This window comes from Reyranella sp. (assembly GCF_030651995.1).
Lineage (GTDB): Bacteria > Pseudomonadota > Alphaproteobacteria > Reyranellales > Reyranellaceae > Reyranella.
On record NZ_JAUSBN010000022.1, the window covers coordinates 46992 to 65427 of the forward strand.

General features: G+C 67.1%; 17 protein-coding genes. 12 read left to right on the plus strand and 5 right to left on the minus strand.

All coding sequences use genetic code 11. The features are described 5' to 3' along the window. Window positions 1-4: 4 nt before the first annotated feature. On the plus strand, window positions 5-625 hold the full coding sequence (locus tag Q7V45_RS05545) for a TetR/AcrR family transcriptional regulator (RefSeq protein WP_304848293.1): 621 nt from the start codon (window positions 5-7) through the stop codon (window positions 623-625). On the opposite strand, the gene Q7V45_RS05550 is transcribed toward Q7V45_RS05545, so the two are convergent. Next, window positions 600-1256, minus strand: coding sequence for an ureidoglycolate lyase (locus Q7V45_RS05550; protein WP_304848296.1), 657 nt, complete (start codon window positions 1254-1256; stop codon window positions 600-602). The two genes, Q7V45_RS05545 and Q7V45_RS05550, sit on opposite strands and share 26 nt — an antisense overlap. A gap of 11 nt (window positions 1257-1267) precedes the next feature. Beyond that, the gene (locus Q7V45_RS05555; RefSeq protein ID WP_304848299.1) at window positions 1268-2869 is read right to left on the minus strand and encodes a lysine--tRNA ligase; all 1602 of its coding nucleotides are present in this window, start codon (window positions 2867-2869) and stop codon (window positions 1268-1270) included. A gap of 70 nt (window positions 2870-2939) precedes the next feature. Here Q7V45_RS05555 and Q7V45_RS05560 point away from each other — a divergent pair, with 70 nt between their 5' ends. Next, window positions 2940-4103, plus strand: a complete 1164-nt coding sequence (locus Q7V45_RS05560) for a YbfB/YjiJ family MFS transporter (protein ID WP_304848301.1) — start codon at window positions 2940-2942, stop codon at window positions 4101-4103. Here the strand turns inward: Q7V45_RS05560 and Q7V45_RS05565 are convergent. Continuing rightward, on the minus strand, window positions 4087-4665 hold the full coding sequence (locus Q7V45_RS05565; RefSeq protein WP_304848305.1) for a hypothetical protein: 579 nt from the start codon (window positions 4663-4665) through the stop codon (window positions 4087-4089). The two genes, Q7V45_RS05560 and Q7V45_RS05565, sit on opposite strands and share 17 nt — an antisense overlap. Before the next feature lie 184 nt (window positions 4666-4849). Here Q7V45_RS05565 and Q7V45_RS05570 point away from each other — a divergent pair, with 184 nt between their 5' ends. From Q7V45_RS05570 to Q7V45_RS05580, 3 genes are all read left to right on the plus strand, one after another. Then, complete coding sequence (locus Q7V45_RS05570) at window positions 4850-7630, plus strand: ATP-dependent DNA helicase (RefSeq protein ID WP_304848308.1); 2781 nt, start codon at window positions 4850-4852, stop codon at window positions 7628-7630. A gap of 66 nt (window positions 7631-7696) precedes the next feature. Beyond that, window positions 7697-7885 carry a hypothetical protein gene (locus Q7V45_RS05575; RefSeq protein WP_304848311.1) on the plus strand — a complete coding sequence of 63 codons (189 nt, stop codon included), beginning with the start codon at window positions 7697-7699 and terminating at the stop codon, window positions 7883-7885. A gap of 132 nt (window positions 7886-8017) precedes the next feature. After that, window positions 8018-9391 carry a tetratricopeptide repeat protein gene (locus Q7V45_RS05580; protein ID WP_304848314.1) on the plus strand — a complete coding sequence of 458 codons (1374 nt, stop codon included), beginning with the start codon at window positions 8018-8020 and terminating at the stop codon, window positions 9389-9391. Window positions 9392-10038: 647 nt separating this feature from the next. Here the strand turns inward: Q7V45_RS05580 and Q7V45_RS05585 are convergent. Together Q7V45_RS05585 and Q7V45_RS05590 are read right to left on the minus strand one after the other, a co-directional pair. After that, the gene (locus Q7V45_RS05585; RefSeq protein WP_304848316.1) at window positions 10039-11004 is read right to left on the minus strand and encodes a D-2-hydroxyacid dehydrogenase; all 966 of its coding nucleotides are present in this window, start codon (window positions 11002-11004) and stop codon (window positions 10039-10041) included. A 5-nt stretch (window positions 11005-11009) separates the two neighbouring features. Next, window positions 11010-11756 (minus strand): SDR family NAD(P)-dependent oxidoreductase, encoded by a 747-nt coding sequence (locus Q7V45_RS05590; protein ID WP_304848319.1) that lies wholly within the window; start codon window positions 11754-11756, stop codon window positions 11010-11012. 192 nt (window positions 11757-11948) lie between these two features. Between Q7V45_RS05590 and Q7V45_RS05595 the strand changes: the two genes are divergently transcribed. The 7 genes from Q7V45_RS05595 to Q7V45_RS05625 all read left to right on the plus strand — a co-directional run bounded on the left by Q7V45_RS05595 (window position 11949) and on the right by Q7V45_RS05625 (window position 18408). Next, window positions 11949-12296 carry a hypothetical protein gene (locus Q7V45_RS05595; protein WP_304848322.1) on the plus strand — a complete coding sequence of 116 codons (348 nt, stop codon included), beginning with the start codon at window positions 11949-11951 and terminating at the stop codon, window positions 12294-12296. Between the two features lie 84 nt (window positions 12297-12380). Beyond that, window positions 12381-13376: a tripartite tricarboxylate transporter substrate binding protein gene (locus Q7V45_RS05600; protein WP_304848325.1), complete on the plus strand. Its 996-nt coding sequence runs from the start codon at window positions 12381-12383 to the stop codon at window positions 13374-13376. A 54-nt stretch (window positions 13377-13430) separates the two neighbouring features. Next, window positions 13431-14525, plus strand: a complete 1095-nt coding sequence (locus Q7V45_RS05605) for an ABC transporter ATP-binding protein (protein WP_304848328.1) — start codon at window positions 13431-13433, stop codon at window positions 14523-14525. Continuing rightward, the gene (locus Q7V45_RS05610; RefSeq protein ID WP_304848331.1) at window positions 14509-15369 is read left to right on the plus strand and encodes an ABC transporter permease; all 861 of its coding nucleotides are present in this window, start codon (window positions 14509-14511) and stop codon (window positions 15367-15369) included. The genes Q7V45_RS05605 and Q7V45_RS05610 overlap by 17 nt, the downstream gene beginning before the upstream one ends. A 10-nt stretch (window positions 15370-15379) precedes the next feature. Further along, window positions 15380-16168 (plus strand): ABC transporter permease, encoded by a 789-nt coding sequence (locus tag Q7V45_RS05615; RefSeq protein WP_304848333.1) that lies wholly within the window; start codon window positions 15380-15382, stop codon window positions 16166-16168. Between the two features lie 11 nt (window positions 16169-16179). Beyond that, the gene (locus Q7V45_RS05620) at window positions 16180-17292 is read left to right on the plus strand and encodes an extracellular solute-binding protein (RefSeq protein ID WP_304848336.1); all 1113 of its coding nucleotides are present in this window, start codon (window positions 16180-16182) and stop codon (window positions 17290-17292) included. A gap of 12 nt (window positions 17293-17304) precedes the next feature. Further along, entirely contained in the window at window positions 17305-18408 is a 1104-nt protein-coding gene (locus Q7V45_RS05625) for an isopenicillin N synthase family oxygenase (protein ID WP_304848339.1), read from the plus strand. Window positions 18409-18436: the final 28 nt, after the last annotated feature.

Consider the following 18436-nt stretch of genomic DNA (forward strand, 5'->3'; position numbering starts at 1 on the left):
CGCCGTGCCGGCTGCCCTGAAACCGCGCAAGAAGCCCCTCCAGGCCCGCTCGGCCGCCACGGTGGATGCCATCGTCGAGGCGACCATTCGCATTCTGCGGCGCGACGGATGGGCCGCCTGCACGACGACCCGCATCTCGACGCTGGCCGGCGTCTCGGTCGGCTCCCTCTACCAGTACTTCCCGAACCGCAACGCCATCGCCGTCGAGATCGTCCGGCAGCGCACGCGCACCTATCTGGACGCCGTCATGGCCGCCGACCTGTCAGAGGCTGCATCGCCGGACGAGGTTATCGACGCCACCATCGCCGCCTTCGTCGTCGAGAAGCGCAAGGGCCTCGACGTCTCGCTCGCGCTGCGCGACGCATTGCCCGAAGTGCAGGGGCGCCAGGCGATCATCGAGGAAGCGCGACGGTTCGTCCCCGCCCTTCAGGCCAAGCTCGCGGCAGCCGGCGCAGTGACCGCCGACACGGCGCAACTCGCCGTGGCGCTCGCCGCCGTGGAGGGAGCCGTCTGGGAGATGATGGCCCAGGACGAGGCCGCGATCGAGCGGCCCGAGGCCATCGCCGCCCTGTCGAGGGTGTTCCGGGCCGCGGCGGGCTTCAGCCCTGCGGCAGCGGCACGTTGAGCAGCACGCCGAATTCGCGCGCGAGATCGCAGCTCACGCGCGCGTGCACCTTGCCCTGCTTGTCGAAGAAGCGGCCGGTCTCGTTCACCGGGAACACGCCCTCGTGCCAGATGCCGGGATGGATGTAGATGCCGACGCTGCCGTCCGACCAGAAGGCCTTGAAGCTCTCGGGCTGGAGGTCGTCGCCCGGCAACGCGGCCGGCACCACGAACGGCTTGCCGTCGAGCGGCCAGAAGAGCTGCCCACCGTCGGGGTGATAGTTGCAGTGCCACAGGAGCACGCGGCCCTGGCTGAGCTTCACGCCGGGGCGAACCGTCTCCGGCAGGTCGCGGAAACCGATGACATAATGGCCGCCCACCGCCTCGTTGCGCCCGATCAGCTCGTTGTCGCGCCATTCACAGGAAAAGATGCCCTCGGTCGTGCCACCCTCGATGCCGGTGCCGGCATCGAGCTTGCGCGAGCCGCTGAGCGGCCACGGCACGATCTCGATCTTCTGCTTCTTCGGGTCGCGCACGACTTCACCGTAGCCTTTGATCGTGTCGCGATTGGCGCGGACCAGGGGAACGTCGAGCAGGCGCAGCCCGGCCGGAACGTCGGGATTGAGATAGTCGAAGACGACGCCGTCATGCATGTCGCTGGTCCCTACGCTGCCTTACCCAGATCCTCGCCGGCCAGCGCGCGTTCGATCAGATTCACGACATTGTCGCGGCCATAGAGCTTGATGAAGGCACCCATGCGCGGTCCCTGCTCGCTGCCGAGCAGCACCTCGTAGAGCGTCTTGAACCACTGCCGCAGCTCTTCCTTGGCGAAGTGGCGCTTGCCCGCCTCGTAGACCTCGTCCTGGATGACTTCCGCCGTCGCGTCCTCGGGCATCTTGCGCAGCGTCTCGAGCAGGTCCTGCAGCGCCAGCCGTTCGCGTTCGGTGGGCAGCCGGAACTTCTTCGAGGACTTCACGAAGTCCTGGTAATACGCGACCGCACCGGCGAGCAGCCGGTCGAGATAGGGCGCGTTCTCCGGCGTGGCGCCCGGCACGTAGCGGCGCAGATACTGCCAGAGAACGTCCTTGTCCTCGGTATTGGCGACACCGGCCAGGTTCAGCAGCATGCCGAAGGTGACGCCGGCCGCAGAGTTGGCGGGCGCCGCGCCGTCGTGGATGTGCCAGGCCGGATTCTCCAGCGCGCGGGCGGGCTCTTCCTTCGGCAGCTTTTCGATCAGCGAGAGATAGTCGTCGATGGCGCGCGGGATCACGTCGAAATGGAGACGCTTCGCGCGCCGCGGCTGCTGGTGCATGTAGAGCGACAGCGATTCCGGCGAGGCGTAGCGCAGCCACTCCTCGACCGAGAGGCCGTTGCCCTTGGACTTCGAGATCTTCTTGCCTTCCTCGTCGAGGAAGAGCTCGTAGTTGAAGCCCTCCGGCGGCTTGCCGCCCAGGATACGCACGATCTTCGCCGAGAGTTCGGCCGAGGGGATCAGGTCCTTGCCGTACATCTCGTAGTCGACGTCGAGCGCGAACCAGCGGCCGGCCCAGTCGGCCTTCCACTGCAGCTTGACGTTGCCGCCGGTGACCGGCGTCTCGACCATCGAGCCGTCCTCGTCGCGATAGACGATCGTGCCGGCATCGGCGTCGGTCTTGATCACCGGCGCCTGCAGCACGCGGCCCGTCTTGGGCGAGATCGGCAGGAAAATCGAGTAGGTCGCCCGGCGCTCCTCGCCGAGGGTCGGCAGCATGACCGCCTGGACCTCGTCGTAGTGCCGCAGCATGGCGAGCAGCATCCCGTCGAAGCGGCCGGACTTGTACCAGTCGGTCGCCGACTGGAACTCGTACTCGAAGCCGAAGGAATCGAGGAAGGCGCGCAAGCGAGCGTTGTTTGCCGCGCCAAAACTCGGATGCTCGTTGCTGAAGGGATCGGGCACGGAGGTCAGCGGCTTGCCGAGGTGGGCGGCCAGCATCTCCTTGTTCGGCACGTTGTCCGGCACCTTGCGCAGGCCGTCCATGTCGTCGGAGAAGCAGAACAGCCGCGCCGGAACGTCGGACAGGCGACGGAAGGCCTGGCGCACCATGGTCGTGCGCACCACCTCGCCGAACGTGCCGATATGGGGCAGGCCCGACGGGCCGTAGCCGGTCTCGAACAGCACATAGCCTTTCGCCGGCGCTTTGCCGCCGATGCGGGCAACGAGCTTGCGGGCTTCTTCAAACGGCCACGCGCGCGCGGCCTCGGCAAGGGTACGATCGATTTGGGACATGGATCGGGCAAACTAGGTGCGAGGGCCATTTGCGTCAATTGCGGCCGCAGCCCAAAGTGCCGCTCTCGCAATGAACAGACGCGCCCTCCTGCTCAGCCTCGGCGGCCTGTTGGCAATGGGCGCGGCCATGGGGGTCGGCCGGTTCGTCTACACGCCGATCCTGCCGCCGATGGTCGAGGCCCTTGGTCTCACCAAGGCGCAGGCCGGCTTCATCGCCTCGGCGAATTTCCTGGGCTACCTCGCCGGCGCGATCCTGGCCGCGCTCCGCCTTCCAGGCACGCGCCGCTCCTGGCTGCTGGCTTCGCTCGCGATCACTGCGATTTGCCTGTTCGGCATGGGCCTCTCGACGGGGATGTCCGCCTTTCTCGGGCTGCGATTCGTGGCCGGCGTGGCGAGCGCCTTTGCACTGATCTTCAGTTCCGCCCTGGTGATCGACCGGCTGGCCGCGACGGGCAACGGCGCCCTCTCGGCCATTCATTTCGCAGGTGTCGGGGTCGGGATCGCCGTTTCCGCCGCGACCGTGGCGCTGCTGCTTCAGGCCGGCGCCGCCTGGACGATGCTGTGGTTCGCAAGCGCCGCCCTGGCCGCGGCCGCCGGCCTGGCGGTCGTGCGGCTGGTGCCGCCTGACGAGAGGACTGGTCGGGCGCCGCCCGCTCCGGCGGAGCTGCGTCTGTCGGCGGACTTCGTGGCCCTGCTCCTGGCCTATGGCCTGTTCGGCTTCGGCTACGTCATCACCGCGACCTTCATCGTCGACATGGTGCGCGGGACCGCGGCGCTGGCCCATCTGGAGCCCTATGTCTGGGTCCTGTTCGGCCTGAGCGCGGTACCGTCCGTCGCCTTGTGGACGGAGCTGGGTCGCCGCTGGGGTATCTTGCGGCTGTTCGCCGTCGCCTGCCTGGTCGAAGCGGCCGGTGTCGCGGCCAGCGCGTTGTGGCTGCATCCCGCGAGCATCCTGATTTCGGCGGTGTTCGTCGGCGGCACATTCGTGGGCATCACCGCGCTCGGCCTGATCGCCACCCGGTCGGGCGACGGCGATCCGCGCAGCCGAATCGCCCTGATGACGGCGTCGTTCAGCTTCGGCCAGATCCTGGGACCGGCCTTCGCGGGCTATGTCTACGACGCCACGGGGAGCCTCGCGATGCCGCTACTGGTCGCCGTCGCCGCCCTCACGCTGGCGGCCGTCTTGTCGCTGGTGGCCGACGGAAGACGACGCGCGCTCAGCCCTTCCAGGTGAAGGGGAAGAGCTGCTGGCGCACGAAGCCGCTGGGCATGTAGTCGCCCAGCACGCCGTACTTGCCGGGAAAGCGGCGGTCGGATTTCACCGCCGTGCCGAAGATGTAGTCGATGAAGGCGAAATGGGCGGCGAAGTTCACGATCAGCAGCGCCAGTCCGACGAGCAGATGATTCACGATGAAGTGCGTGAAGTCGGTCTGCCAGCCCGGCCGGAAAACCGGCTGGTCGCGATGGAGCGGCACCAGCTTCTCGACCAGGATGAAGATCATGCTCGAGCCCAGCAGGTCGAGGATGAACCAGTCGAGGCCGACATAGGGCGTGTTGTCGGGAAAGTCGGTGACGGGGACGCGATGGCCGCCCAATGCGGCGGCCAGTGCGATCAGGGCCAGTGCCGTCGCATTCAGCCAGCGATTGCGGCGCTGGACCAGGTTGGCGATCGCCATGCCGCCGGCGATCACCATGCCCACCAGCAGCACCTGGCGCAGCAGCCCCACATCGTACTTCTTGCGCAGGTCCGGCGTGGTCAAATACTCCGGGAAGTGGAAGGCGAGCACCGCCAGCACGGCAAGCCCCCCAAAGTGAGGGCGATGATGCCGGTGATCTTGCCCTTGCCCACTTGCAGGGCGCCGGACTGGTGGAAGACGGCGGTGGTCTTCCTGACGATGGGCGGTGGTTTCATGGGGGCAGATTCTAGGGACAACCGACGGTCACTGCATCGGCCGTTTGCCCTGTGCTATTCAGCGCCGCGTGACAAACCCCGCGACCTCTCTGTGGCCCGCCCTGGTCGCGACCGCTCGCGGCGCGCTCTGGCGCGCGCCTGACGGAACGCTGGAGCGGCTGAGCGGCACCAATGCAGGGGCCCGGGCGGCCGGTAGCCCTCCGCTGATCTGCCATGCCCCCGCGGTAGCGGCGCGGCTCGGGCTCGAGGAGATCCCGGCACGCGACCTGCTCGAACTCTTCGCCTTCGTGCGGCCGGCGCTCTTCTGCCTGCCCACGGTGCGCGGCCTGTGCGAAACACTCGGCCTGCAAGTCCCCGCGACGCCGGAACAGGAGGCGGCGGCCCTGCCCGCGATCGCCCGCTCGCTGCTCGATGAACTCGACGACATGGCGGCGCTGGCCTCGCCCGAACTGAAGGAAACGGCGCTCGCCATGGCCCTTGGGCACTGGAGCTGGGGCGATGCGGTGCTGACGGCGCTCGGCATCGACCAGGGTAGCCGGAAAGCACGCCCGGGCGCCGGTCTCGACATCTGGAAGAGCCTGCCCGTGTGGGAGGAGCCGCCGCCCGCGCCGCCGCCGGGCAGCCAGCCGGTTGAACCGCGCGAGGCGCGATTGCGGCTGGCGCATCTGGTTTCGGCCGGCGCCAACCTGGCCGAGGCCCGGCCGACCCAGAGCGACTATGCCTCGGCCGCCAGCGAGGCCTTCGCGCCGCGCGAGGAGGAAGGCAAACCCCACGTCGTTCTCGTCGAGGCAGGCACCGGCGTCGGCAAGACGCTGGGCTATGTCGCGCCGGCCAGCCTGTGGGCCGAGAAGAATGGCGCGCCGGTCTGGATTTCGACCTACACCCGCAACCTGCAGCGTCAGATCGACAACGAGCTCGACCGGCTGCATCGCGACTCGGCGGAGAAGCGTCGCCGTGTCGTCATCCGCAAGGGCCGCGAGAACTATCTCTGCCTGCTGAACTTCCAGGAGGCGGCGATGCGCACCGGCCTGGTGCCGGAGAACGCGGTCGGTCTCGGCCTGCTGGCGCGCTGGGCGCTGGCCAGCCGCGACGGCGACATGATCGGCGGCGACCTCCCGGCCTGGCTGCTCGACCTGGTGGGCCGCAGCCGCGTGCAGCGGCTGGCCGACCGGCGCGGCGAATGCATCTACTCGGCCTGCGAACATTATCGGAAGTGCTACGTCGAGCGCACGATCCGCCGCGCCCGCCAGGCCGATATCGTCATCGCCAACCATGCGCTGGTGATGATCCAGGCGGCGATGGGCGGGCTCGACGACGGCACGCGGCCGCTGCGCTACGTGTTCGACGAGGGCCATCACCTGTTCGATGCCGCCGACGGTGCGTTCGGCGCGCATCTGAGCGGGGTCGAGGCGTCGGACCTGCGCCGCTGGCTGCTGGGTGCGGAGGGACGGCGCGGCAGCCGCGCCCGTGGGCTGGAGCGCCGCGTCACCGACCTGCTCGGCGAGGATGTCGAGGCCCAGAACGCCTTGCGCCGACTTCTCGACCTTGCGCAGCAGCTTCCCTCGCCCAACTGGCAGACGCGGCTGGCTGACGGCACGGTGCTGGGCCCCGCCGAGGAGTTCCTCGCGCTGGTGCGCCAGCAGGTGCGGGCGCGCTCGGCCGGCGACGACCAGGGATTCGGCCAGGAATGCGACGTACGACCGCTCAATCCCGGTCTCGTCGAAGCGGCGGACCAGCTCGCCGAGGCACTGGAGAAGATGCTGCAGCCGGTGCGCCGGCTGCGCCAGGCGCTGCGCGCCAAGCTCGAAGGCGAGGCCGACAAGCTCGACTCCGGCCAGCGCGCGCGCATCGAAGGCGTGGCGCGGTCGCTCACCAACCGCTGCGAGCTGACGCTCGAATCCTGGCGCGCCATGCTGCGCGGCCTGCACAACGATCCCGACCCCGCCTTTGTCGACTGGTTCGGCGTCGAACGGGTGCAGGGCCGCGAATACGACGTCGGCATGCATCGCCACTATCTGGATCCGGCCGAGCCGTTCGTGAATTCGGTGATCCGGCCCGCTCATGGCGCGGTGATCACCTCGGCGACCCTGCGCGATGCGCTCGGCGTGCCGCAGGCCGCCAACGACGAGGACGTTGCGGCACAGGCGGATTGGACGGTTGCCGAAGCGCGCACCGGCACGCGGCATCTCGCGGCGCCGGCGATGCGCGCGGCTATGGCGTCGCCGTTCGACTATGCGAACGCGACCAAGGTCCTGGTCGTGAAGGACGTCAAGCGCGACGATGCCGAGCTGGTGGCCGCAGCCTATCGCGAACTCTTCCTTGCGTCGGGGGGTGGCGCGCTGGGCCTCTTCACCGCGATCGGCCGTTTGCGCGCCGTGCACCAGCGCATCGCGCCGGTGCTCGAGGAAGCCGGCCTGCCGCTCTACGCCCAGCATGTCGGCGGCATGGATGCCGCGACCCTGGTCGACATCTTCCGCGCCGAGGAGCATTCGTGCCTGCTCGGCACCGACGCCGTGCGTGACGGTGTCGACGTGCCGGGACGGTCGCTGCGGCTCATCGTGTTCGACCGCGTACCCTGGCCACGCCCCGACATTCTTCACCGCGCCCGCAAGGCGCACTGGAAGGCGGCGGGCGCGGGCGCCAACGGCTACGACGACATGCTGGCGCGGCTGCGGCTGAAGCAGGCCTATGGACGATTGATCCGTCGCGCCGACGATCGCGGCGTCTTCGTGATGCTCGATTCGCGTTTGCCCAGTCGTCTGCTCAGCGCCTTTCCGCAAGGCGTGACCGTCGAACGCGTCGGTCTGGCCGATGCGGTGGCCGAAACGAGGCGGTTTCTGGATAGTTGAGATCGCCGCAACGATCGCTCCGACTGGCTGTTTCTCCTGCATCAAGCAACGCACCAGGAGGAACTCATGGACACGACCAAGCTCATTGCCGTCGCCGCGGCCGCCCTTCTCTTCGGCGGCTCCGCGATGGCCCAGAGCGGTGGAAGCGCAGGCGGCAGCGCCGGCACCGGCGGCGGCTCGGTGAACCAGGGCATGGCGCCGGCACCGTCGGGCTCCGGTGGCGTTTCCGGCGGCGCGACGGGCACGACCCGCTAGTTTTCGACTTCAAGGAGACATGCCCGCTCCGCAGGGAGCGGGCCGTACTCTGTCCGACGTACGACAGAACTGCGCACTTCTGGTAAAAGCGCCCGACTTGAGACGACATTCTCTCAGATCGAGCCCTTGCCTATGCGCCTTTCGACCAAGCTCCTGCTGACCGCGGCGGCGTTCATCGCCGGCGGTGCCGGCATCTATGCCTTTGCCTACCACCTCTATCCGCCGCCCTCGGTCCGCGACCGGCAGGCGACCACTCCGGCCCCAGCGCAGGGCCCCGCTCCCGCCGCTCCCCTTTCCGACCAGGCGGTGGCCCAGCTCTATGACGAGTGCGTGCGGGGCGCGTGGCCCACGGTCGCGGACGCCCATGTGCGAGCGGCCGCCTGCTCCAAGGCGCTGCAGACCCGCCGGCTCAAGCCGCCTGAAATCGCCCTGGCCCGGCTCACCCGCGGCATTGCCCGCACGGCGCTGGGCGACAAGGTGCTGGCCGCCGAGGATTACGCGGAGGCGCTGAAGCACTATGACGGCGCCGTCGATCCCAGGAATCCCGATTCGCTGAACCTCTATCGCCGCGCCACCTCGCTGCATGCGATGGGCGAGACCGACCGTGCCCTCTCCGACTATGGCGACGCAATCCGCGTCGACCCAGGCAACTCGCTTGCGTATCTCGGTCGGGGCGTGATGCTGGCGACCCGCAAGCGTTCCTACAATCGCGCCATCGAGGATTTCGACAAGGTCCTGATGCTGCAGCCCGACAATGTCGATGCCCTGATCGCCCGCGGCAATGCCTACAGCCAGATCGGCGACAACGGCCGCGCACTCGCCGACCTCGACCGCGCCATTCGCCTCGCGCCCGACAATGCGCAAGCCTACGTGATACGCGGCCTCGCCAACAACCGGCGCGCCCAGAGGCAGCTGGCGATGCAGGATTACGAAACGGCGCTGAAAGTCGCCCCCCGTTACCCGCAGGCGCTGGCCAATCGCGCCGCCCTCCTTTCGGAGGAAGGCAGGTACGACCAGGCGATCAGCGACCTCGACGAGTCGATCAAGGCGGATTCCGACAATCCCGTCGCCTACTACAATCGCGGCTATGCCCACTTCGCCAGGCAAGAGTACGACAAGGCGCTGGCCGACTACGACGCGGCCATCAAGCTCGAACCCGGCATGGGTCGGGCCTACAACAACCGCTGCCTCATCCGCGCCATCACCGGCAAGGATCTGGTGGCCGGCCTGCAGGACTGCGACACGGCACAGAAGCTGATGCCGCTGAACCTCGACGTCCGCGACACGCGCGGCTTCATCTACCTGAAGCTGGGCGATCCCCGCCTCGCGGTGAAGGAGTACAACGACGCTCTCGACGTCGATCCCAACCGCCCGCTGGCGCTCTACGGCCGCGGCATCGCGCGCAGCATGATCGGCGAGACGCGGGAGGGAGACGCAGACAAGGCCGCGGCCGTCACGCTCGATCCCGAGGTCGCCCAGCAATTCGCGCCCTTCGGCCTGAAGTAGCGTCCAGCCCGGTTAGCGCAAGCCGGGAGGCGTTCGAGCGTCTCCCGCCTCTGCGAAGGCGTGCAGGCATTCATCCGGTTTGACGGTTGGAAGCAGCTGGGGGATGGCGCCGTGGCTGCGCGTTGCGGCTTTGCGCAGGCCGAGCCGAGATCATCCAGGACGTTCCCGCACCGACCTCGCGGTATGCAGCTACCACCCGCCCCGGAGGGGGGCCGCTCCCGGCGCGAGTTATTTCGTTTATTGCGTTTATTTCGTTTACGCAGCTTGACGAGGTCGCCGGGGCGCAGAGGCGGAACGAGCACACGGTCGATGTGGAGGCGGAAGCTATCGCCGCTGATGGGCCCCTCGATGAACCACGGTGCTCAACCTCTCCCTGAGAGTCTGACTCGAAAGGAATGCAGCTAAAACAAGAGGCTATGAACAGCCTCGATAACCTCACCCTGAGGAGCATCGCGCAGCGATGCGTCTCGAAGGGTGGGAACGCGCACCTTGCCTGTTGCCCATCCTTCGAGACGCGCCCGGAGTTTACCCCGAGGTATTCGAGGGGCGGCGCTCCTCAGGATGAGGCAAGTGCTTGAATCGATTCAATTCATTTCCGGCCAGACTCTCAGAATGAGGTGAATGGGTCACGTCAGGACGGAGAGACTCTAGTAACCCGCGGCGCGGTCGACGACTTCCTTGAGCGGCTCGCCGTCGAGAAAGCGCTTGAGGTTCTCGACGAACAGTCGCGCCACGAAACGGTCGCGCTGCGGGTGCGGACCGCCGATGTGCGGCAGCACGATGATGCCCGGAGCCTTCCAGAACGGATGCTCCGACGGCAGGGGCTCCTGCCGGAAGACGTCGAGCAGGGCGCCGGCGATCTTCTTCTCCCGCGTGGCGGCCATGAGATCGGCGTCATTGATGATCTGGCCGCGGCCGAAGTTCAGCACCCAGGCGGATGGCTTCATCCTGGCCAGCCGCTTCGCATCGATGAAGTTCTCGGTCTCCGGTGTCGCCGGCAGCAGCAGCAGCACGAAGTCAGACTGCGACAGAACCTCGTCGGTCCGCTCGGGCGCCAGCACCTCGGCCACGTTCGGGATGCGCGTCGGCCGCCGCTTCGTGCCAATCACGTGCATCCCGAGCGCGACGGCGATGCGCGCCACTTCCTGGCCGATCGCGCCCAGGCCCAATATGCCGAGCGTCTTGCCCGTCAGGGGCTGGGCCACCGTATGGACCCACTTGCTCTGCTTCTGGTGCTCGGCGACCTGCGCGTAGGGCTTCGCGACATGGAACAGCGCGCCGATGATGTTCTCGGGCATCGACTCGGTGTGAGTTCCGCGCGCGCAGGTCAGCGTGAGGCCCGACGGCAGGTCGGGCAGCGCCAGCCAGTTGTCGACGCCGGCGCTCATCGCCTGCGCCCAGCGCAGTCGGGGCATCGCCGGCAGCAGCCCCGCCGGCACCGCCCCCGCCATCATCGCCTCGGTGCGGGCGAGTTGCTCGGCCGAGGGCTTCTCCTTGCGCGGCAGCGTGTCGATCGCGACCCGCTCGGCGAGACCCGCGGTCTGGATCGCATCGAGATAGGCCGTCGGAGAATCGGTCCAGAGCAGGACGTGGGAGCGGTTCGTCGAGGACATGGACCTTACAACCCCTGTCCGCCGGCCACCGCAATGGTCTGGCCGGTCACCCAGGAGGCCAGCGGCGAGGCCAGGAACAGCGCGACGTTCGCGACCTCCTCGGCATGGCCCATGCGACCGAACGGGATCGAGGCCAGCGTGCCGTTGTAGAGGGCGGGATTGTCGGTCTTGCGCTTGTCCCAGACGCCGCCGGGAAACTCGATCGAGCCGGGAGCGATGCAGTTCACACGGATGCGATCCTTCGCATACATCGCCGCCTGGGTGACCGTGTAGTGGATCACCGCCGCCTTGATGGCACCGTAGGGCGGCTGGCGCGCCGCCGGATGGAGCGCCGAGATCGAGGAGATGTTGACCACGTTGCCCTGCGACTTCTTCAGTTCCGGCAGGGCCTCCTGCGTCGCATGCACGATCGAGAGCATGTCGACCGCGAGGCTGCTGGTCCAACCCTTGTCGTCGTCCGAGGAGCCGAAGGCCGACGCGTTGTTGATCAGGAGGTCTACTCCCCCCAGCGCCGCGATCGCCTCACGGACGTAACCGCGCACGGCGTCGCCCTGCGCGAGGTCGGCGCTGGCGGCATGGTTCTTGTGGCCGTGCTTCGCGAGTTCCGCGCGGGTTTCTTCGAGGGTCTTGGCATCGCGCGCGCAGATCGACACGTCGCCGCCGCAGGCCGCGAAGCCCATGGCGATCGCCTTGCCGATGCCCCGGCTGCCGCCGCAAACGATCGCCTTCTTGCCCGTGAAATCCAGCTTCATTGCATCATCTCCTGTTGCGGCCGCCACCGTGGCGGCCAGTGCCCTGCAAATCAATCAGGAATGAATTTCACATGGAGATTGATTGCATTCGCCGTCATCATGCGACGCAGGCGCCGGAACGGGTGCGGCACGGGGAGAATGAACAGGGTGCGGATGCTTGGGACGCTTCTGGCGTCATTGGTGCTCCCTTTCTTGCCCGTTGCCATCGCGTGGGCCGCCAACGAGCCGGTCACCCGCGTCGACATCATCGTCCGGAGCAAGGCTGACGGCCGCGTCATCATCGAGACCATCACCGACGGGCGTGGCGCCATCGTGGTGAAGGAGATGCGTCCGGGTCTCTACAGCATCGAGGCGGGGGCCAAGCTTCCCCTGGCGCTGCTGAAGCGCAGCGGCGGCTGGGACATCGCGCTGATCCCCATCTCCGCCAGACCGGCCAAGCCGCAAAAGCATCGCGCCAAGCCGACGGCCAGGGGCATGCAGGTCGACATCGTCGTGCCCGATGGCGCCACGACCTCCTACACAGTGATCGTCACGGACTGAGACCGGCAGCAGACATGTTGAACAGCGGAACGACTCCGCTAGACTGCCTCCCAATCAAGGAAAGCACAGGAGGCTAGGTTCGAGATGGTCAAAGTCATGATTCCGCGTCGACGCGCACTCATTCTCTCCGGCGGCGCCCTCGCCGCGCCGATGATCGCGTCGGGCATCGCCCGGGCGCAGAACGACTGGCCCAACCGGCCGGTGAAGTACGTCGTGGTGTTTCCGGCCGGCGGCCCGACCGACACGCTGTCGCGCATCGTCTGCCAGGAACTTTCCGAACTGACGGGCCAGCAGTTCATCATCGAGAACCGCGCCGGCTCCGGCGGCAATATCGGCGCAGACTTCATCGCCAAGTCGACCCCCGATGGCTACACGATCGGCCTCTATACGATCGCCGCGCATGCCATCGCGCCCACGCTCTATGCCAAGCTGCCGTTCGACGCGGGCAAGGACTTCACCGGCGTTGCCATGCTGTGGTCGGTGCCCAACATGCTGATGACGCGGCTCGACTTCCCGGCCAACACGATCCCCGAGCTGATCGCGCTGGCGAAGGCCAATCCGGGCAAGTATTCGTTCGCCTCGTCGGGCGCCGGCACCAGCCCGCACCTGACCGGGGAGATGTTCAAGCAGATGGCCGGCGTCAACCTGCTGCACGTGCCCTACAAGGGCAGCGCGCCCGCCCATCAGGATATCCTGGCCGGCCAGGTCGACATGATGTTCGACAACATTCCAGGGCCTCTCGGCCTCATGAAGAGCGGCAAGGTGAAGGGCATCGCGGTGACCTCAAAGGAGCGTCATCCGGCGGCGCCCGACAAGCCGACCTTCGGGGAATTCCTGCCCGGATTCGAGATCACCTCATGGGGCGGCGTCTGCGCGCCGGCCGGCGTGCCGCCGGCAATGGTCGAGAAGCTCTCGGCGCTGACCAAGCAGGCTCTGGAGAAACCCAGCGTGAAAGCCGGCTTCGACCGGCTGGGCGCTACCCAGATCTGGATGACGCCGGCGGAAACCGCCGCCTATCGCGCCGCCGAGGAAAAGAAGCTCGCCCCGGTGATCAAGGCGTCAGGCGCCAAGGTGGAGTAACTTCCGCCTGTCGCGCTGGCGCTCGGGCTGGCATGGAATTCGCTGCACCGGTGCATGCTGTCGCCGGTTCCAGAGCCGCTTGTTCGGTTTGCCAACGTTCGCAAGAGCTATGACGGCACGGTCGATGCCGTCCGCGCGCTCAATCTCGAGGTCGCCCGCAGCGAGTTCCTGACGCTGCTGGGCCCGTCGGGGTCGGGCAAGACGACCACGCTCACCATGCTCGCCGGCTTCGAGCGGCCCACCGAGGGCCGCATATTCGTGGACGGCGAGGACATCACCGACGTGCCGGTCGAGAAGCGCGGCATCGGCATGGTGTTTCAGAACTACGCGCTCTTTCCGAACATGACGGTGGCGGAGAACATTGCTTTCCCGCTCCGCGTCCGCGGCGTATCTCGCGCCGAGATGACCTCGAAGGTCGTGCGGGCGCTGTCGATGGTTCGGCTCGACGGCTTTGGCGACCGCAGGCCGCAGCAGCTTTCCGGCGGCCAGCAGCAGCGCGTCGCCGTTGCCCGGGCCCTCGTCTTCGAGCCTCGCCTGATCCTGCTCGACGAACCCCTGGGCGCGCTCGACCGCCAGCTGCGCGAACAGATGCAATACGAGCTGAAGCATCTGCACCAGCGCCTGGACGTCACCATGGTGTATGTCACGCACGACCAGGTCGAGGCGATGACCATGTCGGACCGGGTCGCGGTGTTCAGCACCGGCGCCCTGCGCCAGGTCGACGTGCCGCGCCGCCTCTACGAGGCGCCGGCCTCTCTCTTCGTCGCCCGCTTCCTGGGCGAGAGCAACGCCCTTCCCGCGACCGTACGACAGCACGATGAAGGTTGCTGCGCAGCCACGCTCGCGACCGGCGAGACGGTGACGGCGGTGATGCCCGTTCCCTGCGCTCCCGGGTCCGCGGTGCATCTGGTCGTGCGGCCGGAAAAGATTCTGCTGGGCGAGGCGGCGCACGACTCGCCCAACCGCTTCGCCGCGCGCATTGCAGAAGTGACGTTTCTCGGAGACCAGACGCGGCTGCGGCTCGCAGCCTTCGGCGCCGACGACTTCATCGTGAAACTCGCGAACACGGCCGGCCAGGAGACCTTCGCTCCCGGCACGGAGATCGACATCGGCTGGCAGGCGGAGGATTGCCGTGCCCTCGCAGAGTAACGCGCCGGCGGGCTGGCGGCCGCGCCACGGCGCCTACTGGCTCATTATTCTGCCGGCCCTTGCAATGCTGGTCTTTCTCTATCTCGTGCCGCTCGCGGACGTTCTCGTCACCAGCATCACCGATCCCAAGCCGGGCCTCGACAATTACCTGCTGCTCTTCACCAGCACGTCGGTCCAGAAGACCCTGCTGACAACGCTGCGCATTGCCGCGCTCACCACCTTCGTCGCCCTGCTGCTGGGCTATGTCGTCGCCTACGCGATGCGCGCCGCGAACTCCAGCCAGCAGCGTCTCATGTTGTTCTGCGTCCTCCTGCCCTTCTGGATATCGGTGCTGGTTCGGTCCTTTGCCTGGATCGCCCTGCTCAGCAGCCGCGGGCCGGTGAATGCCGGATTGATGGCCTGGGGCCTGATCGACGAGCCGTTGCCGCTGGTGCGCAACGAAACGGGCGTCCTGATCGGCATGGTCCACGTCATGCTGCCTTATGCGGTGCTGACGCTCTACGCCAACATGCGCGGCATCGACGTGCGGCTGGTCGCGGCGGCGCGCAGCCTCGGCGCCAGCCGGTTCCAGGCGTTCCGCATGGTCTTCCTGCCGCTCACCCGCCCCGGCCTGATCGGCGCCGGCACGCTGGTCTTCATCCTGTCGCTCGGCTTCTACGTCACGCCCGCGCTGCTGGGCGGCGGCAAGGTGCTGATGATCGCGGAGTATGTCGCCGTCCAGATCAACGACACGCTGCGCTGGGGACTGGGAACCATGCTGGCCACGACGCTGATGCTGTCCGTGCTTGCCGCGCTGTGGGCGCTCTCCCGCGTCCTCGACGTCAAGCGGCTGTTCGGCGCGTGAGGGGGCCGTCGTGAACAGACATCACGCCACCGGAATCGTGACGGCGTTCGCCTGGATGGTCCTGGGCTTCCTCGCCCTGCCCGCCTTTGCCGTCGTGCCGATCTCCTTCACCGACACGCGTTATCTTGCCATGCCGGACGAGCACTGGTCGCTGCAGCACTGGCGCGCCTTCCTGTCGAGCCGCGAGTGGCACGACAGCATCTGGCAAAGCCTCTGGATCGCCTGCGTCTCGACCCTGGGCGCCGTGGTGGCCGGCACGCTGTGCGCCATCGGCTGCTGGCGCGTCTCATCTCGCTGGTCGGAACGCGTCCGCACCGCGATGATTCTGCCCATGGCGGTGCCAACGATTGTCTACGCTTTGGGCATCTATCGACTCTATGTCGACCTCGACCTGGTGGGCTCGGCGATCGGCATCGTCTTCGCGCACACGGTGACCGGCCTTCCCTACGTCGTGCTGACCGTCTCGGCCTCTCTCGCCAACATCGATCCCAGGCTCGAACAGGCGGCCCGCGGGCTCGGCGCGTCCGTCGGACAGACCTTGCGCTGGGTGATCGTTCCGAACGTCGTGCCCGGCATCCTGTCGGGCGCGATATTTGCTTTCATCCATTCGTGGGATGAGCTGATCGTCGTGATCTTCATCGGTGGCAGGGCTTTCTTCACCCTGCCGCGCCGCATGTGGGACGGCATCAACGACAATCTCGACCCCGTCATCGCCGTGGTGGCGACGGCCATGATCCTGTTCACGCTACTCGTTCTCAGTGCGGAGCTTGCGTTAAGGGCCCGACGACCGAGGAGCTAGGAGGCGAAGTGATGTCCGACATGCGCGATCGTCAGAATGATATCGAGCGGTTCGTCCATAATACCGAAGGCAAGGTCTACTCCCGCCGCGTCTTCTTCGGCATGTGTGCCGCACTCGGCATCGCGCCGGTGGCGGCGCGCCTCAGCCCGGCGATGGCCGACCAGAAGGAACTCGTGCTGGTCAACTGGGGTGGGGATGCCGTGCGAGGGATGAAGGCATCCTTCGTCGATCCCTACTTGAAGAAGTTCCCGGACCGCAAGGTCGCGATCGATGGCACCGGCCCCTCCACGAGCCGCATCCGCCTGATGGTCCAGAGCGGCAAGGTCACCTGGGACATCATGGACCGCAACCTCCATACGGCCCTGGAGATCGGCCCGGAGGGCATGCTGGAGAAGATCGACTATTCGGTCGTCGACAGGAGCAAGGTCCGGCCGGAGCACGCGGTCGAATGGGGCATCGGCAACTACATCTATGCCATGGTCCTGACCTACAACACCAAGAAGTGGGGCGGCGAGGTTCCGACAAGCTGGAAGGATGTCTGGGACTTCAAGAAATTCCCGGGCAAACGGGCCTTTCGCCGCGAGCCCGACGCCGTGCTGGAAGCCGCGTTGATGGCCGACGGCGTACCCTTCGACAAGATCTACCCGATCGACATGAAGCGCGCGCTCGACATGCACAAGAAGATGAAGGAACACGCGATCTACTACACCGTCATCGCCGACGGCCAGAACGCCTTCCGCAACGGCGAGGTCCATCTGGGCCAGCTGCTCAACACACGCGCCTGGCCGCTGAAGCAGGACACCAAGGGCCTCTACGACTGGACCTGGAACGAGGGTGTGTCGTGGGGCGCCTGCTGGATGGTGCCGAAGGGCGCCCAGGGCGGCAAGGCCATCTGGGACTTCATCGCCATGACCCAGGACCCGCAGGCACAGGCCGAGCTTCTGAAGTCCAACGGCTACGGCCCGGTCAATCCCGAGGCCTCCAGGTTCCTCGATGCCGACTGGAACAAGGTCAATCCGGGCGCACCCGAGAACTACGCGAAGATGCTGCCGGGCGGCATCGAATGGTACGCCAAGAATGCGACGGCGGCCCGCCAGCAACTCATCGACGCACTCTCGAGCTGAGGACGAACCGACATGACCGATATCCAGTCATCTGCCCCTGCGCCGCTGCCGGCCCCGAAGCTCGGGCGCTGGGCCAACGCCAACGAACTCCCGGTCATCGACTTCGCGCCGCTCGGCCGCACCAACGAGGAGGCCAAGGAGCGGCTCGCCCGCGAGGTCCACGATGCCTGCCGTGACGTCGGGTTCCTGACGATCGTCAATCACCCCGTGCCGCCCGAGAAGATCCGCGAGATCTTCCGCCAGTCCAAGCGGTTCTTCGCTCTGCCGCTCGAGGCGAAGATGAAAGCCTACATGGGCAACTCCAACCTGTTTCGTGGCTATCTGCCGATGGACCAGCCCGGGAAGCAGAATGCCTATCGCGGCGCCGCCATCGAAGGCTTCCAGCCCCACCTCGATCCGGCGCGCATGAAGGCGCGCAAGCCGCACAAGAACGAAGCCTTCCAGGTCTCGATCGAACTGCCGGACGACGATCCCGACGTCGTCTCGGGCAAGCCGCTGCACGGCGCCAATCTGTGGCCCGACGACCTGCCGGGCTTCCGCGAGGCGGTGCTGGGATACCACGCCACCATGACCGACTTCGCCGCCCTGCTTGCCTCCGTGTTCGCGCGCGGACTCAACCTGCCGGACGGGTACTTCGCGCAGTACTACAAGAAGCCGCTGATCCAGGTCCGATTGCTCCATTACCTGTCGCAGGACACCCAGGCGGCCCTCGAGGGCGGCGACAGCCGCGCCCATCAGGACGCCGGCGGCTTCACGATGCTGCAGCAGGACGATGTCGGCGGGCTCGAGATCAAGAGCAAGTCCGGGGAATGGCTGATCGTGCCGCCGGTCGAGAACAGCTTCATCGTCAATATCGGCGACTCGATGCGGATGTGGACGAACAACCGGTTCGCCTCGACGCTCCATCGCGTCGTCAACCACTACGGCCGCGAGCGGTATTCGGTCGGCGTGTTCGCCAACCCCGACTACGATACCGTCATCCGTCCGCTGCCGACCTGTGTCGATGCCGAACACCCGCCGACCTTCGACAGCATGAAGGCCGGCGAGGCCTTGTTGTACCTCTACAGCCGGGTCTGGCCCTCCAAGGGCGAGCCGGACAAGGTTTCGTCCTACTGACCGTCCCGTCATAGGGGCTTGCAGTGGC

What these genes read in the sequence shown, in the direction of transcription:
- Q7V45_RS05585 (WP_304848316.1), bottom strand. Translation starts at nt 11,004, where the DNA reads ATGTCCTCGACGAACCGCTCCCACGTCCTGCTCTGGACCGATTCTCCG.
- Q7V45_RS05600 (WP_304848325.1), top strand. Translation starts at nt 12,381, where the DNA reads ATGGTCAAAGTCATGATTCCGCGTCGACGCGCACTCATTCTCTCCGGC.
- Q7V45_RS05550 (WP_304848296.1), bottom strand. Translation starts at nt 1,256, where the DNA reads ATGCATGACGGCGTCGTCTTCGACTATCTCAATCCCGACGTTCCGGCC.
- Q7V45_RS05580 (WP_304848314.1), top strand. Translation starts at nt 8,018, where the DNA reads ATGCGCCTTTCGACCAAGCTCCTGCTGACCGCGGCGGCGTTCATCGCC.
- Q7V45_RS05560 (WP_304848301.1), top strand. Translation starts at nt 2,940, where the DNA reads ATGAACAGACGCGCCCTCCTGCTCAGCCTCGGCGGCCTGTTGGCAATG.
- Q7V45_RS05575 (WP_304848311.1), top strand. Translation starts at nt 7,697, where the DNA reads ATGGACACGACCAAGCTCATTGCCGTCGCCGCGGCCGCCCTTCTCTTC.
- Q7V45_RS05620 (WP_304848336.1), top strand. Translation starts at nt 16,180, where the DNA reads ATGTCCGACATGCGCGATCGTCAGAATGATATCGAGCGGTTCGTCCAT.
- Q7V45_RS05590 (WP_304848319.1), bottom strand. Translation starts at nt 11,756, where the DNA reads ATGAAGCTGGATTTCACGGGCAAGAAGGCGATCGTTTGCGGCGGCAGC.
- Q7V45_RS05605 (WP_304848328.1), top strand. Translation starts at nt 13,431, where the DNA reads ATGCTGTCGCCGGTTCCAGAGCCGCTTGTTCGGTTTGCCAACGTTCGC.
- Q7V45_RS05625 (WP_304848339.1), top strand. Translation starts at nt 17,305, where the DNA reads ATGACCGATATCCAGTCATCTGCCCCTGCGCCGCTGCCGGCCCCGAAG.
- Q7V45_RS05555 (WP_304848299.1), bottom strand. Translation starts at nt 2,869, where the DNA reads ATGTCCCAAATCGATCGTACCCTTGCCGAGGCCGCGCGCGCGTGGCCG.